At 54.5% G+C, this 17170-nt stretch carries 15 protein-coding genes; 8 read left to right on the top strand and 7 right to left on the bottom strand.

All coding sequences use genetic code 11. The features are described 5' to 3' along the window. Nucleotides 1–81: 81 nt before the first annotated feature. On the bottom strand, nt 82–837 hold the full coding sequence (locus G5306_RS09955) for a YciK family oxidoreductase (RefSeq protein WP_005334909.1): 756 nt from the start codon (nt 835–837) through the stop codon (nt 82–84). Nucleotides 838–1059: 222 nt separating this feature from the next. Between G5306_RS09955 and sohB the strand changes: the two genes are divergently transcribed. Both sohB and G5306_RS09965 read left to right on the top strand, forming a co-directional pair. Next, complete coding sequence (gene sohB / locus G5306_RS09960) at nt 1060–2067, top strand: protease SohB (RefSeq protein WP_216953096.1); 1008 nt, start codon at nt 1060–1062, stop codon at nt 2065–2067. Nucleotides 2068–2247: 180 nt separating this feature from the next. After that, nucleotides 2248–3471, top strand: a complete 1224-nt coding sequence (locus G5306_RS09965; RefSeq protein ID WP_421312807.1) for an MFS transporter — start codon at nt 2248–2250, stop codon at nt 3469–3471. A gap of 36 nt (nt 3472–3507) precedes the next feature. Here G5306_RS09965 and G5306_RS09970 read toward each other — a convergent pair whose 3' ends face one another. After that, entirely contained in the window at nt 3508–3861 is a 354-nt protein-coding gene (locus G5306_RS09970) for a DsrE/DsrF/TusD sulfur relay family protein (RefSeq protein ID WP_421312808.1), read from the bottom strand. A gap of 158 nt (nt 3862–4019) precedes the next feature. Between G5306_RS09970 and G5306_RS09975 the strand changes: the two genes are divergently transcribed. Then, nucleotides 4020–4415: a DUF1090 domain-containing protein gene (locus G5306_RS09975; RefSeq protein WP_216953098.1), complete on the top strand. Its 396-nt coding sequence runs from the start codon at nt 4020–4022 to the stop codon at nt 4413–4415. A gap of 168 nt (nt 4416–4583) precedes the next feature. On the opposite strand, the gene G5306_RS09980 is transcribed toward G5306_RS09975, so the two are convergent. The 3 genes from G5306_RS09980 to G5306_RS09990 all read right to left on the bottom strand — a co-directional run bounded on the left by G5306_RS09980 (nt 4584) and on the right by G5306_RS09990 (nt 7192). Further along, on the bottom strand, nt 4584–4832 hold the full coding sequence (locus G5306_RS09980; protein ID WP_005334896.1) for a YfhL family 4Fe-4S dicluster ferredoxin: 249 nt from the start codon (nt 4830–4832) through the stop codon (nt 4584–4586). Between the two features lies 1 nt (nt 4833). Further along, a complete protein-coding gene (yegQ, locus tag G5306_RS09985; protein WP_421312809.1) occupies nt 4834–6198 on the bottom strand; it encodes a tRNA 5-hydroxyuridine modification protein YegQ in 1365 nt (454 codons plus the stop codon). 256 nt (nt 6199–6454) lie between these two features. Further along, nucleotides 6455–7192: an EAL domain-containing protein gene (locus tag G5306_RS09990; RefSeq protein WP_421312810.1), complete on the bottom strand. Its 738-nt coding sequence runs from the start codon at nt 7190–7192 to the stop codon at nt 6455–6457. A 257-nt stretch (nt 7193–7449) separates the two neighbouring features. Here G5306_RS09990 and G5306_RS09995 point away from each other — a divergent pair, with 257 nt between their 5' ends. The 4 genes from G5306_RS09995 to G5306_RS10010 all read left to right on the top strand — a co-directional run bounded on the left by G5306_RS09995 (nt 7450) and on the right by G5306_RS10010 (nt 12388). After that, the gene (locus tag G5306_RS09995) at nt 7450–8151 is read left to right on the top strand and encodes a hypothetical protein (protein WP_266134279.1); all 702 of its coding nucleotides are present in this window, start codon (nt 7450–7452) and stop codon (nt 8149–8151) included. A gap of 42 nt (nt 8152–8193) precedes the next feature. Beyond that, a complete protein-coding gene (locus tag G5306_RS10000; RefSeq protein ID WP_266134278.1) occupies nt 8194–8676 on the top strand; it encodes a CS1 type fimbrial major subunit in 483 nt (160 codons plus the stop codon). 131 nt (nt 8677–8807) lie between these two features. Then, nucleotides 8808–11168 (top strand): TcfC E-set like domain-containing protein, encoded by a 2361-nt coding sequence (locus G5306_RS10005; RefSeq protein WP_421263060.1) that lies wholly within the window; start codon nt 8808–8810, stop codon nt 11166–11168. Then, on the top strand, nt 11120–12388 hold the full coding sequence (locus G5306_RS10010) for a hypothetical protein (protein ID WP_421312811.1): 1269 nt from the start codon (nt 11120–11122) through the stop codon (nt 12386–12388). Before G5306_RS10005 ends, G5306_RS10010 begins: the two co-directional genes overlap by 49 nt. 96 nt (nt 12389–12484) lie before the next feature. Here the strand turns inward: G5306_RS10010 and G5306_RS10015 are convergent, their stop codons facing one another. Continuing rightward, the gene (locus G5306_RS10015) at nt 12485–13123 is read right to left on the bottom strand and encodes a response regulator (RefSeq protein WP_421312812.1); all 639 of its coding nucleotides are present in this window, start codon (nt 13121–13123) and stop codon (nt 12485–12487) included. A gap of 121 nt (nt 13124–13244) precedes the next feature. On the opposite strand from G5306_RS10015, the gene G5306_RS10020 reads away from it, so the two are divergent. Beyond that, the gene (locus G5306_RS10020; protein WP_421312813.1) at nt 13245–16703 is read left to right on the top strand and encodes an ATP-binding protein; all 3459 of its coding nucleotides are present in this window, start codon (nt 13245–13247) and stop codon (nt 16701–16703) included. On the opposite strand, the gene G5306_RS10025 is transcribed toward G5306_RS10020, so the two are convergent. Continuing rightward, entirely contained in the window at nt 16674–16967 is a 294-nt protein-coding gene (locus tag G5306_RS10025; protein WP_216953101.1) for a hypothetical protein, read from the bottom strand. The genes G5306_RS10020 and G5306_RS10025 overlap by 30 nt on opposite strands. Nucleotides 16968–17170: the final 203 nt, after the last annotated feature.

A 17170-nucleotide genomic window follows, 5' to 3' on the forward strand; every position in this document is an offset into this window, starting at 1 on the left:
TGGTCAGTGGTTCGAACAGGGAGCCTGTGCCCCCTATTCAATTTAACCCCTGCCGCACAACACTCTGGGTATTTTATTGATTTATTTGGGCTGAGCCACAAAGGTCTGGCCGGTTTTTCCGCGGCTGTCCGACCCCATCAGGTAGAGGTAGAGCGGCATCAGGTCGGCCGGAGTCTTGAGGTTCATGGGATCTTCCGCCGGGAAGGCGCTGGCGCGCATCTTGGTACGGGTACCGCCCGGGTTTAGGGTATTGACCCGCACACCGGTGTTCTCAAGCTCGTCGGCCAGCACTTCCATCATCCCCTCGATGGCAAATTTGGAGATGGCATAGGTGCCCCAGTAGGCGCGCCCCTTGCGCCCCACGCTGGAGGAGGTGTAGACGATGGAGGCATCGCCCTGCGCCTTGGCAGTCTGGCGCAGCAGCGGCAGTAGGGCCTGGGTTAGCAGGAATTCCGATTTGACGTTGACCTGCATCACCTCGTCCCACTCCTTCTCCTGAATGTGTTCAAACGGGGAGAGGGTGCCAAGCAGACCGGCGTTGAACAGCACGCCGTCGAGGCGGCCAAACTGCTGGGCGAAGGTTTCTGCCATGCCGCGGTAGTGGGCGGCGGTGGCCCCTTTCAGATCCACCGGCACGATGGCGGGCAGCGGATAACCGGCCGCTTCAATCTGGTCATACACGGCTTCGAGTTTGGCGCTGGTGCGGCCGAGCAGGATCACGGTGGCACCGTGAGCGGCGTAGGTGAGGGCGGCTTCGCGGCCGATCCCGTCGCCGGCACCTGTGACCAGAATGACTTTATCCTTGAGCAGATCGCGGGGTGCCTGATAATCGAGCATGACAACTCCTGTTAACAAATTCCGGCCATAAGTGCATGGCAATCGGCGCCAAGTGTACTGATCCGTGCGCCTGTTTGACCAGCCAGCGGCAAGAAAAATGTGAAGAAAATAGAGAGGTTGTGATGCTCGGGTTGGTTTTTCCTGGCACTGGCTGCGATTTTTTGCGCGCCTCCATCAAACTCCCTAGAATGTGACGAAAACCGATCCATTCTGGAGTCCATCGTGACATTTCTGACCGAATATGGCCTGTTTTTGGCCAAGACAGTGACCTTCCTGCTGGCCATCGGCGCCATCATCCTGATGATTGTGAGCACTCGCCAGCCGAAAGCGCGCAAGGGGGAGCTGGTGGTGACCGATCTCTCGAGCGAGCTGGAGCAGGGGCAATTTGCCCTCAAGAGCGCGCTCGTAAGCAAGGCCGAGCGCAAGGTGCTGGAAAAGCAGCAGAAAGAGGAGCAGAAAAAGCGCGCCAAGGCCGGTGATGAGCGCAGTCGCCTGTTTGTGCTCGATTTCAACGGCAGCATGGATGCCAAAGAGGTGGCCTCCCTGCGCGAGGAGGTGAGCGCGGTGATTGGCGTCGCCCAGCCCGGCGACGAGGTGCTGCTGCGGCTCGAATCTGGTGGCGGCGTGGTGCATGGTTACGGCTTGGCCGCTTCCCAGCTGCAGCGGCTGCGCGATCGTGACATCAAGCTCACCGTGGCGATTGACAAGGTGGCGGCGAGCGGCGGCTACATGATGGCCTGTGTGGCAGACAAGATCTTGGCTGCCCCCTTTGCCATCGTCGGCTCCATCGGGGTGATCGCCCAGCTGCCGAACTTCAACAAGTTGTTGAAAAAGCACGATATCGAGTTCGAGATGCACACTGCCGGTCAGTACAAGCGCACTATCACCATGTTCGGCGAGAACGACGATCTGGGGCGCGAGAAGTTTCGTGAGGAGCTGGCGGCGATCCACGAGCGTTTCAAGGCCTTTGTGGCCGAACATCGCCCGCAACTCGATATCGATCAGGTCACGACCGGAGAGCACTGGCTGGCAAGTCAGGCCAAGGGGCTGGGGTTGGTGGATACCCTCTGCACCAGTGATGACTATCTGCTGGCACAGGCCAGCCACCACAAGGTGATCGGCATCAGCTATCGCAAGCCAAAAAGCCTGACCCAGAAGCTGGGGCAGCAGGGCGCGCAGGCGCTCGAGGCAGGACTTGGGCGGCTGTGGCAGCAGAGCCCCTGGCGCTAGCCCGAGGGAAATCCCGCGATAAAAAGGCCAGCCGATGCCCATCGGCTGGCCTTTTTGCATCCGGTTGCACCTTGTCGGTGAGCGAGGGTTGTTTCTATTGAGGCCCTCTGTTACAACTGAATGCTTTCCCCGTTTATGACAGGATCTTGTGGTAAGAGCTGCGGGGCATGGAGCATAGCGATGTCATGGAGCACCTTCAGGCAATTTACCCCGCTGGTCTGGATCGTCATTCTGGGTACCTTTATGGTGCGTACCAGCTACTACATGGTGTGGCCCTTCCTCTCCATTCTGCTCTATCGGGAGTATGACCTTTCGGCCACCTTCATCGGCCTGTTGCTGGGGGGCTCGATGGCCCTCTCTACCCTGGTCAGTTTTTACGGCGGCTGGCTCTCTGATCGCTTCGGGCGGCGCAGCATACTGCTGGCCGGTTGTCTGGTGGCGATGAGCTGTTTCGGCCTGCTCGGTTTCTCCCATGCGGTGTTCTGGCTCGGGGTCGGGGTGATGGGCAGCGGCCTCTCGTCGGGGCTCATCGATGCCCCCGGCAAGGCGTTGATGGCCGACAGTCTGGCCTCGGCCAAGGCGCGGGAGCTGGCACTGCACCTGCGCTATTTTCTGCTTAATCTGGGGGCCGCGTTGGGGCCGCTGCTCGGGGTGACCCTCGGGATCAACGCCCAGCAGGAGACCTTCCTGTTTCTGGTGGTGAGCTATCTGCTGCTGGCGCTGGCCTTTGGCTGGGGATTTCGCCGGGCTGGCAGCACAGGCAAGCTGGGGACTGCTGGCCCCGGACTGCGGGATGCCATCAAGGTGTTGCTGGCGGATCGCGCCTTCCTGCTGCTGGTGATGGCCAATCTCCTGATGGTGCTGGTCTACTCCCAGTTTCACTCGCCGCTGGTGCAGTACCTGACCCGGGCCGGTATGCCGCAGGTGGACGAGCTGGTTGCCCTGCTGGTGGCGACCAATGCACTGACCGTGGTGCTGCTGCAGTTTCCGCTGCTGCGGTTGTTGTCACGCTGGCCAGTGCGGGTACGCCTTCATATCGGCATGGCGCTCTTTCTGGCGGCCCAGCTGCTCTTCGCGCTGGGGGACCCGATGGTGCGCAGCCACTGGTTTGGTGCCGTGCTGCTGCTCAGCATCGGCGAGACCATCCTGTTCCCCCTGCTCAACGTGCTGATCGACCAGATGGCCCCCACCCACCTCAAGGGGAGCTACTTTGGTGCCAGCGCACTGGCCGGGTTGGGAGGGGCTGCCGGCGCTCTGCTGGGAGGCTGGATCCTCGAGCAGTGGAGCGGTCAGTGGCTCTATGTGCTGATGGCGCTGCTTTGTGTGGCGATCTTTGCGCTTTATGAAGCAGGCGCCCGACATCATGGTCGGCGAAGTGCCCGGCAGGAGTCGGTGATAGGCTAACCGGGCTGACTTCGCCGCTGGCCAGCCCCTTATGGTTCAGAAGGTCAGCACCTTGTCGGCAGCCAGGGTCCATTGGGCCAGCATCGGCAGGGTGCCGACCTCAATGCCCTCGATCAGCGGCAGGGCGGTGATGCCACGGGTATCGGTGCAGGTCTTGCACAGGCGAATGGTGACGCCTTGCGCCAGCAGGATCTCCAGCATCTGGCGCAGGTTGTACCCCTCGGCCGGTGCCTGACCGGCCAGTGCTGCACTCACCGCATCGGACATCAGGAACAGCTTGAGGCTGGCACCACCCTGTTCGTTGAGGGCGATAGCGAGACGCAGGGCGTTGAACAGGGATTCGCTGCCATAGGGGGCACCGTTGGCAATGACCACAATTTGTTGATTCATAACAGACTCCCGATTGAAAAGAGCGCCATTGTAGAACCAACAGGGTGGCAATTGCGTGATGTTGCACAACTTCTGTCGCACCTTTTTCCCGCTTGCTTGACCCTGCCGCCGATCGAGGTTTTTATGGTCAGCTCGCAAACAAGACCGGATGAATCGAGATGTGGAAAGTATTGGGAGCCGGCTTGCTGCTGTTGGCGGGTCAGGCCTTTGGCAGTGAGGCGGTCGGTTGCAAGGCTCGTCTGCAGGCCGTCAACGACCAGCTGGTGTTTGCCAAAGCACACAACAATACCGGGCAGATTGCCGGGCTCGAACAGGCAGCGCGCAATATCAAGGCCAACTGTACCGATGAAGGTCTGCTCAAGGAGCAGAAAGAGCGGGTTAACAAACTGCGCGGCGAGGTAGATGAGCGCCTGCTCGAGCTGCAGGAGGCGAGAGTCAGTGGCAAGCCGGACAAGATTGCCGACAAGCAGAGCAAATTGGAGCAGGCACAGACCGACTTGCTGACGGCGCAGCGGGAACTGGATGAATTGCACCGGTTGGTAAACAAAAAATAGCCATCATGGAGATGAGGGCGGGATCAAAAAAGGCCGGGATTTCCCGGCCTTGTTGCATTTACTGTCGGTGCATCTGTACAAACTTCTTCATCAGCAGCGCTGCGGTTTCATCATATGGACGGGCTCCCGGAGGATGCAGCCTGTGAGTTGTTGATGCTGATACCGAGGTTACTGCCGATGCATCCGCACAAACTTTTCCATCAGCTGATCTTCGGTTTCCACATGAGCGGGATCCCAGATGATGCAGTCGATAGGGCAGACACTGATACAGGTCGGCTTCTCATAGTGACCGACGCACTCGGTGCAGCGACTGGGGTCGATCTCGTAAATCTCCTCACCCAGGCTGATGGCCTGGTTCGGACACTCGGGATCACACATGTCACAGTTGATGCACTTGTCGGTGATGAGCAGTGCCATCTCAGGCGGCCGAGTGGGGCTGACGGGTATCCTGACGCTCACCGAGGTTGCGCAGCAGGATGCCGTAGTTCACGTCCACTTCCTTCGGCACCGGCACATAGACTACGTGGCCGTTGCCCGGTGCGGTGTCGATCAGCTCGCCCTTGCGGTTCTGCATCTGCTCCAGATTGAAGCTGAGGTTGCCCTGCGGGGTCATCAGCTCCAGGCTGTTGCCCACCAGGAACTTGTTCTTTACCTCGACCTCGACCATGTCACCGTTGCGACCGGTGATCTCGCCGACGAACTGCTGGGTGTCGGAGACGGAGTAGCCGTAGTCGTAGTTCTGGTATTCGCTGTGGTTGTGACGGCGCAGGAAGCCCTCGGTATAGCCGCGGTGGGCCAGATTTTCGAGGGTGCCCATCAGGCTGCGGTCGAACGGACGGCCTGCAACCGCATCGTCGATGGCCTTGCGATAGACCTGGGCGGTACGGGCGCAGTAATAGAAAGACTTGGTGCGCCCTTCGATTTTCAGCGAATGGATGCCCATCTTGGTCAGGCGCTCGACATGTTCGACGGCGCGCAGATCCTTGGAGTTCATGATGTAGGTGCCGTGCTCGTCCTCGAACGCGCTCATGTACTCGCCCGGGCGGTTGGACTCCTCCAGCAGCACCAGTGCATCGCTCGGCTTGCCGAGGCCCAGCGTCGGGTCAACTTTCTGCACGGCGATGGGCTCCTGACGGTGGACGATCTGGCCCACGTCATCTTCTTTACCTTCGTGAACCTTGTACTCCCAGCGGCAGGAGTTGGTGCAGGTGCCCTGGTTGGGGTCGCGCTTGTTGATATAGCCGGAGAGCAGACAGCGGCCGGAGTAGGCCATGCACAGAGCGCCGTGAACGAAGACTTCCAACTCCATCTCCGGCACCTGCATGCGGATCTCCTCGATTTCGTCCAGCGACAGTTCGCGGGAGAGGATGACCCGAGTCAAGCCCATCTGATGCCAGAACTTCACCGTGGCCCAGTTGACCGCGTTGGCCTGCACCGAGAGGTGAATGGGCATATCAGGGAAAGCTTCGCGCATCATCATGATGAGACCGGGGTCTGACATGATCAGCGCATCCGGCTTCATCTCCACCACCGGACGCATGTCGCGGATAAAGGTCTTGAGCTTGGAGTTGTGGGGCTGGATGTTGGCCACCACATAGAACTGCTTGCCGAGGGCATGAGCCTCGTTGATGCCGAGCTGAAGGTTCTCGTGATCGAATTCGTTGTTACGCACCCGCAGACTGTAACGGGGCTGGCCGGCATAGACTGCATCGGCGCCATAGGCGTAGGCGTAACGCATGTTCTTGAGGGAACCTGCGGGGGAGAGCAATTCTGGTTTAAACATGTCGGACTCTTTATGTCTGATTGCAAATCAGGACAACGCCACCTGATGGCGTCGTAGTGGTTGAGTTGCGGTGCAAGATGCCCTCCGAGAGGATGCTCAATGCAGCGCGACCCGATGACGGCATATCTGGGGTTATCGAAAGAAGATGCGCCGGATATTCGGGGTGCGAGATTGTACTCGCCCCCACGTCATCATGCAATTTGGCAGGAAATTGTTGGCTGCGCGAGCCGATAGGATGCCGAAATGAAACAGCCGCTCAGGCCCAACGGGAGAGGGGAGATGGCATGGCATGGGCATAACCCTGCTGATAGTCACAGCCGAGCCGATTGGCGACCTCGATGTGTTGCTGGGTCTCGACTCCCTCGCACACCACCTTGGCGCCGAGCCGCTGCAGGTACTCTACCAGACCGGTGAGCATCCGCAGTGCATGGCTACTCTTGGTCGCTTGCAGCAACAGGGAGCGATCCAGTTTGATGATCTCGTAGGGCAGCGCCAGCACCCGTTGGAAGTTGCACTCCTGGGTGCCAAAGTCATCGCAGACGATATGGGCGCCGTGGCTGCGCAACACTTCTATCAGGGCCAGCTCCTTGTGCTGTAGCGGGGCGTGCTCAAGTACCTCGAACCAGATGTCGAGCCCTACCTTGCGCGCCTGGATCAGTACCAGCAACAACAGGTTCTGGTAGGTGGGGCTGTTCAGAGTCGGGTTGAGGTTGATTGAGAGCAGACTGGTGCTGCTCTGCGCGAGCGTCGGCAGGTCGCGCAGAATCGCTCTGAGCATGACGATGTCCAGATGAAGGGACTCCTCATCGCTGAGGGAGAGAAAGTCGATCCCCTGATAGCGCTGCTGGCGTGGTTTCCAGCGTCTGGCCAGCGCCTCAAAGCCGATGAGCTGGTGGTTCCGGTCAACGATCGGCTGATAGAAGGGGATGGCAATATCCGCTGTTGCCAGGGATGCCACGTCACCGACCGGAAACTCTTCTTTGAACGCAAACATGGCGCTTACCTGTTTAGAAAAATGGGGATGAATAATACAGGATGTTTTTAAAGAACTGCTGTAGGAATAGTCTGAATGTTGGCGGAATACATTATGATGGTATCGGATTATTCCTATTAATTATGGTGTGCTGGTTGTCTAGACTGGCTAAGAAGAGATGGGTTGTTGAGCTTGGTTTGGACTTTTTATTGTGACAGTAATATTGCACATGCTTCCCAATCCTATTTTTCTCCTTGTTTTTGCTGGGTTCAATGTCAATGAGTAAATTTTGCGCGTTATTTTTAATATTTAGCAGTAATGTTTTTGCGTCGTCTGACATCAGTGTTGGTACTTTATATGACTACCTGTCAGCAGAAAAAAACACTCAGCTAAAAAGAGTTCGTAATCTCGGCGATGAAACGGCTTTTGTCAAAATCAACTTGGCCGAAATTGTATATGGGGACGACGGGCAGCCAAAGGAGCAGTCCCTACCCGAGGAGGGGGTTCGCCAACTGGTGACCAGCCCGTCCAGGCTGATTATTCCTGCTGGTGGCTCACAGGCTACCCGCTTTATATATATGGGGGAACGTGAGCGGGAGCGCTATTTTCGTGTGCGCTTTGTTCCGGTCAAACCACAGGGAGATGAAATAACCACATTGTCTCTTAATCAGCAAGTCAGTGCCGGTGTCAGCATAATGACCGGTTTTGGCACCATTTTATTTGTCGCCCCCAAAGAGCCTCGTTATGACACCCGAATTGACCGTGACAACGGAGCTCTATATGTGGAGAACAGAGGCAATGCCACCGTGATTCTCGATTATCTGGAACTGTGTGACAAAAAGGAAACCTCATGTAGTCAACCGGAGAAAGTACATCTGCTGCCCGGCGTTAAAAAACGGCTCAGCAAAGATGCCACCAAGACGGTTCGTTTTGAACTGCTCGAAGGAAATAAATCGATATTCAAGGAGTTCAAAGCCTGACTATCGGTATTTCACAAAAAAGTCTCACAATAAGGAGTGATTATGAAGATGTTATGGTTCGCCCCCGTTCTGCTGCTGGCAAGTGGTTATCTGATGGCTGTCGAACGAGTCGAACATACGGTGACGGTGACGGCGCAGATCCCGACCGAAAACTTTTATGTACAGCCAGTGGGGGATTGGATGAATACTCCACAGAAACTGTCTTTTAACCCCTTTAGCCAGAAGCTGGAACCGTTGGCCAAGCAGCTGGAGATGAAGAGTTCGCTTGGCCCCATCAAGGGTTATCTGGTCTATCCCGCGACTATGGCCAGTGGTAAGGAGAGCATCGGCTTGACAGTCAAGGTTGGTGGGGTCACGCTGACCACTACATCATCGGACTTGCTGAATCAGGCTGATGCCAAGACAGGTAGACAGGTCGGGCTCGAGATTATTCCCGCTGCTGCGCCAACCGGTGGTTACAAACCCGGCAACTATCAGGGGATAGTCAGCATGATGTTTGAGTCAGACGCACCACCGAAAGCTTGAGATGAATATTCGGGGGGCCACAGGCCCCTCTTTCATTGAGATGAAATGCATTCGGGAGTGACGTAATGATTCGCTTTATTCTCCTCTCGCTCGGTTTTTTTTCCTGGTTGGTGTTGGCAGGAGATCCTGTATTGCTGTTGAAACAGGCACAGCAATTACCGGAGGGATTTGAAGAGCACTTTTTTGGTGTGCCTCTGATGGTGCGTGTTACCGTCGACGGCCGGTTGCTGGGGGATGGTGAAGTGCTGCTGGGGCGGGATAACTCGGTACAACTGCTATCTCTGGTGGATGTGCAGGATAGCGATTTTGACGAGGGGGCGCGTGAACGCTGGTTGAGCAGGCTGGGAAAAAAAATACCGCTCGGTGAGTGTGGCCGAGGCTGCCAAGAAGGAATCTTGGGACTGCAATACAGCCTGGAAGAGTCCCAGCTCTCGGTGCTGACTTCTCAGGTGGAGCGGGAGGCGCGGGATCAGCGCTTTATGGTTTTGCCCCAGGAGAGCAAGGGGTTGCTTGTCCAGAACCAGCTGAACCTGGTGCAGGGCAGCCAGCGCAATGGACACTACAACCTGCAGTTGGAGGGAAGCTGGGGACAGTGGACCCCTTTTATGGAGGGGGATGCCACCTGGCAAGAGGGTGGGCCAACTGATCTGGGGATAGCTCAGGTCTATGGAGAACGGCTCCATGAGGCCAATTTTTATCGCCTTGGTTTCTTCTTTCCCACAGCGCAAGGATTGGTGCGACAGCCGAACTACTACAGTGGTGCAACGCCCACAGTACTCGGGGTTATGTGGGGTAGTTCGGATCTGTTGCGTCGAGAGCGCGGAGTGCCCAGCTTGGCTCCGATCCAGGTCGCGCCAGCACGGCCCGGCATGGTGGAGATCTATCGTGATGGCAACCTTATCCAGTCGCAGCCGGTGATTGCTGGCCTGCAGGCGCTCGATACCCGCTCGCTCCCTGGTGGCATCTATGAGGTGGAGCTGCGGCTGCTGGAGGATGGCCAAGAGAGCCGCCGTTGGCGCGAGATGGTCTACAAACCTTCCAACTGGCAGACGCCGGAGGAACCGTGGCGATTTAACCTGTTCGCTGGGCGTCAGACCCGCTGGTTGGAACGGCAGGGGGAGAGTGATCTGGAAGGGGCCAGTGGTGGCATTGCCGTTAACCATCTGCTGCTTCCTTCGTTGGTGGTGGGAGCGGGTAGCCAGTATGTGGACAGACGGGTTCAGAACGCCATTTCGCTCGACTGGCAGGCTAGCAGCCAGTTCCATGGCTTTGCCTCTGTCAACCAGAGTATCGATATGGGGTGGGGTTACGATCTGCAGGGGATCTACTGGCATGGTAACAGTAGTCTGGTGGCCAGCCATTCGCGCAACTTGCGCAAGCAGGGTGAGACTAGCACCACCTCCAGCCTGTCGTTGCAGCAATCGTTGGAGAAGTGGGGCTCCCTCGGTATCTATTTTTCTCACCAGTCCGGTCGCGGCAATGGCGCCGATCTCGGATGGCACTACAGCGACAGATTGTGGGGACGCTGGGTGACTTGGGGGGTGACTTTGTTCGATCGTCCTGGCAGTGAGAGTACGGCGCAGCAGCGGGATCGCGGTAGTACCCTGAGTCTGACCGTCAACCTTGGGGGGGCTGATGATAGACAGCTGTCGCTGGGGCTGGGCAGTAATACCTCCCGTTCAGGCGGCGCTCAGCGCAGCGCCAATCTCAACTATCAACAGCAGGTGGAGTGGGGACCGCTTAGCCAGGTGAGAGTCGGCAGCATGCATGATAGTTATGGTACTGGTCTGTCCGGCTATGGCCGCTTCGCGGCACCCTGGCTGGGAGGGGATCTTTATGCTCAGCACTCCTCCTATAACGGTGAGGTGACAGGTGGAATCAATCTGGAAAGCACGGTGGCACTGGGGCGGGCAGGAGAGGTCGCTCTCGGTTCCCGCGATATGATCGGCATGGGTAATGAGGCAGCGATGATCCTCGATATCGACGCCGATGACGAGGCGGCGCGTATTAGGGTCAGTAACGATAGTGGTGGGGTGCAGACATTGGGGCCCGGTCGCCATCTGGTCTCTGTACCAGCCTTGCAAAGTGGCTCCTTGCAATTGGAGATGGCCGACCACGAAGGGACACCACTCACCATCAAACCCAGTGTGCTTCCCTATCACCTAAATCGTGGTGGGGTTGGTTATGGGCAAGTGAATGCGGTGAGCACAGTCACAGTGATTGGTCGTTTGCTTGATGAGCAGAACCGGCCGCTGCGTGGCGCCATGGTCAGCAACCCCATTGGACGGACATTTACTGAAAACGACGGTTTTTTTGCTCTGGAGTCGAGTCGGCTACAGCCGGAGTTTAGTGTGGAACAAAATGGCACTCTCTATTGCTGGCGTTCGATGGGCGACAAGGAGCGCATGGAAGAAATGGATATTATCATGCTAGGAGAGTTGACATGTTCATCGTGGCAAATGGCCAATCAGAATCAGGCATTAACAAAATAATGAATCTTAAAAACTGTCATTTTTATCTAGGTGGTGACACGTTTATTTGCGTCTGTATTGCAATAACATTGTTATTATTGTCGTTTAATGTTTCTGCAAAAACTATCGAAGTGACAGCCGAGTATACACCACAGTCATACGACATTAATGGTGATTCCTTTAATAGCACCACAAAATGTAGTCAAGGTGCATCAGGAATGCTTAATTACAATTGTGTGAGTGGTGTACTCCCCCTAGATAATTTATTTTTCCCTATCAGTATGGATATGCTACGTACGACCAAGGAAAGATTTTCAGATCCGAAGGATGCATTTACTTATCTGGAAATACCGAGGAAAAGAAATGTGGTACTAACTTCAGAGAATGGTGATAAATACACGGTATCTTTTCTACCAAAAACCATAGGTATTCATTATAGTACGAATGTTGACCCTGATATCGGCAGGCAATTTTTTAACAATAAGCTGTCAAATATAATTGGAGGATGTAATCAGATTGATAAATACATGGAGGGCGGGAAAAGTACGAGTGAGTGGATGGTATTATGGCAAGGTTCTGCTGGAAACAGATGTCATACAAAAGCCTCTGTGTTATCAAGTGGGGTGGTCAAGAAGGTTTTATTCGGTTTTGCAATAAAACCTCCATCTCCTATTAACATTCCTAACGGTAAATATAAAGGTAGTCTTGAATTATCTATTGGCAAAGATGGCGATATCAGTCTGGGTAATGGAATTTATTCTGATAATGTTCTTTTAATAAATATTGCTCTTGTGGTTAATCATCAGTTCAAAATCATGTTCCCGATAAATGGAAATCGAGTAGAGTTACAACCCCCGAGGGGATGGCACGACTGGATACATAGAAATAACCGTGGTGTTCCAGAAAAATTGGAGGCTACACTATCAGCCAGAATATGGACTTCAGCAAAGTATAATGTGAAAGTGAAATGTCAATATTTAAATCAAGTAGGGGATGATTGCATGATTAAAAATGAAAAAAATCATTCAGCAATTGTTCGCGTATATGCAACAGGAATTAATCGAAGGTTGTGGCCAATATATGCGAGTAAACATGAGAATTTCAGTGGACATACAGTTTTATCTGGTGAGGAAAGACCATTCAAGTTTGAAATAACTGGGTGGCAATTGAGTGAGATGATGAAACGTCCTGGGAGTCGTTATAAAGGTGACATAACCATTATGATTGATGTTCTTATTTAATTATATGGTAAACGACAACATTGTATTTTGGATTTTAATAGGCTACTGGATATATAGTTTGTAACTGTTGATTCACCTATGGATCTCAATGCAATGTTAACATAACCCATACTCATTGGCATACTTAAAAAGTTCACTATCGCTTTGCAAGCCTAGTCGCATCATGGCACTCTTTTTCTGTGTACTGATGGTCTTCACACTGCGATTCAAGTGTTCTGCTACCTGGGTGACCGACATGCCACTGGCCAGAAAACGCACTACCTCGCTCTCTTTTGGTGTAAGCGGGGTGAGATCGGTGTGACGAGATATGCCGGCCTCAGTCAGCAGGGTTTTAACAGACTTACCTATATAAGTGTGGCCAAGCAGCACTTGGCGAATGGCTTCTGATAACTCAGTGATAACAGATTTTTTTAATATCAGGCCACTAATCCCACATTGAAGCAGAGCCTGTAATATTGCATTGTTGTGGAGTTGTGTCAGTACAATGATCGCCAAATTGGGATACTCTCTGCGTAATTGCTGTACCATTACGAGGCCATCACTGCGACTATCACCCGGCATGCTGAAATCCGTTATCAGCAAGTCACATGGCTGTTGCCTTAATAAAATATACAAATCAGAAACCCTATATGCCTCTGCTACGACATCACAGCGTGGGGTTATTTTTTCAATCAGGCTACGGATACCAGCTAAAATCAATGGATGATCATCGGAAAGTATAATTCTGAAGGTCATAAATGAGTCTCTATTGATGCGATTAGTAAAATTAAGGCTATCAAATCTGACATTGATATACTACCGTACGATCCCTGTTTTTTATATGCATACACTGATTTGTAAAAATATGTAAACCACTATGTCGATATGTTGCTCAATAAAGTCATTGCTCAGTCAAATTACCATTATTGTTGGATTTTCTTTATTCTTTACCCCTGTATTACAGGCTTCTGAGCCGCCTGAGGTTGCCACTATTGAAGTCGGTATATTAGCAGGAGGATGGGCTCCATTTCAGCGATGGGATGGTAAGGTTGCCGCTGGATTCAGCGTGGAATTAATGGAGCAATTAGCTAAAAAACTGGATTACCGGATTGCCTGGCATGCCTACCCTGACTGGGATGCCATGTATGCGGATATTTGCCGTGGCAAGATTGATCTCTTGCTCGATGCTTTTAATGCTGGGGGACGCCCATGTGTCACCTACAGTTTGCCCTATTACACCTCACCGACCGTGGTAGTTGTGCGTCAGGACAGCGCCCTCTTTCGCGACGTGAGCCGGTTACAGTCTGCGAGCATAGCCATCGAAAAGGGCTTTATGACCGAGACGCTGGTCAAGCTGCACTATCCGAAGGTCACACCGCGGCTCTTCGTAGATACTCACAGCGCACTGCAGGCGGTGGAGCAAGGGCGCGCGGATGCCTATATCGGCAATCTGTATGTAGCCAATCTGTTTATCAAGCGTCACCCTGCGCTGGCGGTTGTTGCACAGTCTCCCCTGTTGATGGAGACCCTTCATCTTGCTGTTGCCAGCCAGAATCAAACGCTTTCTACCCAGCTTAATACTGCCATTCAGGCGTTGACGGTCGAGACCCGCAGCGAGCTTGAGAAGCGCTGGTTGGGGGAGAACCTGGTCCCCAACTTTATGGGGCACAGTAATTTTTTGCTGCGCCCTGATGAGCGAGCATGGTTGTCGGCTCTGCCACCATTGAAGTTGGGGTTGAGCCCCAATTGGATGCCTTTCTACTATCGTGACAGGGATGGCAATCTGGTTGGAATGGTAGTTGACTATCTGGCGCTGCTGCAAGAGAAGCTTGGCTTGGCTTACAGCAGGGTTCCGGTTCAGAGCTGGCCTGATCTTCAACAACAGTTGCTGCATCATGATGTCGATCTTGTTGTGCTGCCAACCCGCATCATCGACAGGTTGATGGGGTGGCATGCCAGCCAGCCTTTCGCATCATTTCCCATGGTATTGGTGACGGCAAGCGGTACGCCCACCATAGGAGATATCACGGACCTGACAGGCAAGCGACTGCTATTGACCGACGGTATGTTAATTCCACAGATCAAGGCGCTGTTGCCGGATGTGACGATTAAGGTGACAAGCAACGCCAGTGAAGGGTTGGCGGCAGTTGCGGCTGGTGAGGGGGATGCCTATATCGGCAACCTGGTGGTAGTCTCGCGACTCATTGCGGATCAGTTTGAAGACCAGCTTAATATTGCGGCTCCTTCGCCCTTCAAGGATGAGCTGGTGGTAGCGGTACGTGAGCCCTATACCCCTCTCTTGCCTTTGGTCAATCGGGTGCTGGCCAGCATGAGCGACAAGGAGCGACGGCAGATCCGCAATACTTGGTTGGCTTTGAACTACAGCGAGGGGGTGTCATGGCAGCAACTGATGCGCACACTTATCCCGCTGGGGTCGGGTATAACCCTCTTTATACTGGTTATCTGCATTGCGTATTGGCGCCTTCGTCAGGAAATTACCAGACGTCGGCAGGTGGAGCTGGCACTGGCCAGAGCGAAAGAGCGGGCGGAATCGGCGGCGACCATGAAAGGGGAGTTTCTGGCCACCATGAGCCACGAAATTCGCACCCCCATGAATGGTATCGTCGGCATGGCGGAGCAGCTCACCTTCACCGAGCTGACTCAGGAGCAGCGCCAGATGGTCGAGATCATCAACCGCGGTGCCCTAGGACTGCATGCACTGATCGACAATGTGCTCGACTATGCCAAGCTGGAGGCAGGCAAGATGCAGCTCGAGCAAACCCCGTTTCTCCTCCGTGAGCTGATCGACAGTGTGTTGACCATGACGGTGAGCGAGATACACCGCAAGGGGTTGCGCGTCTACTTGTGGGCTGATGCCGGTGTTGCGGCCCGGGTAAGCGGCGATGAGCTGCGTTTGCGTCAGATCCTCTTCAACTTTGTCAGCAATGCCATCAAATTTACCGAGCGGGGCTTTATCGAGATTTCGGTGCAACTGCTGGCACAGGGGGAGGGACAACAGCAATTGCGCTTCGGTGTGCGCGACAGTGGCATCGGCATGACACCCGAAGCGCGTGACCGGATCTTTAATGCCTTTGAGCAGGCGGAGAGCTCTACCACCCGCAGTTATGGTGGTACTGGCTTGGGGCTGAGTATCTGCCAGACCCTGGCCACCTTGATGGGGGGCGAGATCCGGCTGGAGAGTGCCCCGGGGCTCGGCACTTTTATCACCTTGACAGTCACGTTGCCTGTTCTGGTAAAGCGAGAGCCGGATCTCCGTCTCAATGGCCTGCAAGCCAGCATTGAACTGCATGACGATAAGCTGTGTCACACCCTGTTACTGCATCTTGACGCGCTGGGAGTCACGCGAACGTCGCCCCCTGATAATGCTCAGTTGCGTTTCAGTGACCATGACTTGGCGGCTGAGGGCGTTATCCGGGTGCTGCCGCTGGCAACCCCTCTTGGCTATCGCAGTGATGAGAAGGGTTACATTCTCAACAGCAATCCCATGACCTGGCATGCAGTGCGGGAAGTCTGCTATCGCCAGCTGGTCTTGAGCGATGAGACCGCCTCACAATTGATGCCCAATAGCGCTGCGCGTGGGTCCATGCTGCCCTGTCGGATACTGCTGGTGGAAGATAATCCCCTTAACCAGCAGCTGGTGATACGCCAGCTCGGGCAGCTCAAGCTGAACTGCGAACTGGCTGAGCACGGCCAGCAAGCCCTCGAGATGGTCGCGCAGTATCCCTATGATCTGGTGCTCTGTGACTGTCAGATGCCGGTGATGGATGGCTATGAGTTCACGCGCAGGGTACGGGCTGGGGAGGATAAGAAGCGCTTGCTGATCATTGCCATGACGGCCAATGTCATGCCTGAGCAGGCTGAACGCTGCTTTGCCGCCGGCATGGATGATTTGCTGGGCAAGCCGGTGCTGCTGGATGGTTTGCGTCAGATGCTGCAAAAGTGGCGTATCCTGCCATCGCCATCCTTGATTGATGTCGCGGCCATGGAGGCATTTTTTGGCCAAGGTGACAAGTTACGGCAGATGTTTCCGCTATTTCGCCAAGAGCTTGAGCAAGCGATGGTGCAGCAGCCACAGGATGACAAGGCACTGGCGAATTGGGTGCATCGTCAGGCGGGGACCATCAGCATGATGATGGCGCCGCAGCTGGCTGAAGAGGCATGGCGACTGGAAGAGAAGATCCGCCAGCTCGGGTCCTCATCTTGTGCTGATGAGCTGACCGGATTTCGTGCCCAATTACAGCAAATCATCGGGGAGCTGAGGGGGTTAAGCGAACGGTATGAAGAGTCAGTTGTTGTCGAGGGAGAACTGAAATAAGGGGAACTGCTCACTCATAAAATCGCGGGGTGTATGGCCATTACCAGCCCCAGCCAGCCACTCCCAGTCCAGTCTTGGCGAGCCCGCTTTAAAGCGCTGGTAGGCCACTCCCTTGTGAACCGTCAGAAAAAGAGTCGTGGGGAGTCCCAGCTTGTTGCTGTAGCGCACCATCAGATCGCCCTGATAGTCGTTGCTGATTCTGATTTTGAGTGCCTGCAGTGTCAGACCTGTTGCGTGGCCATGCTCATCCCAGACTTCAAACATGATGTGAACACTCTGATGTTGATGATGCCACGATGAGCAAGGTGGGATGCAATTGCAACTGTCAAATCTGACAAGGGCGGAAAGTGTTAGTGGGCAAGAAAGCGAAAACCCGGCGCAAGGCCGGGCTTTCTGAATGATGGTGGAGGGAGAAGGATTCGAACCTTCGAAGGCAGAGCCGTCAGATTTACAGTCTGATCCCTTTG

Origin of the sequence: Aeromonas sp. 603404 (assembly GCF_049171775.1) — a bacterium.
Lineage (GTDB): Bacteria > Pseudomonadota > Gammaproteobacteria > Enterobacterales > Aeromonadaceae > Aeromonas > Aeromonas veronii_A.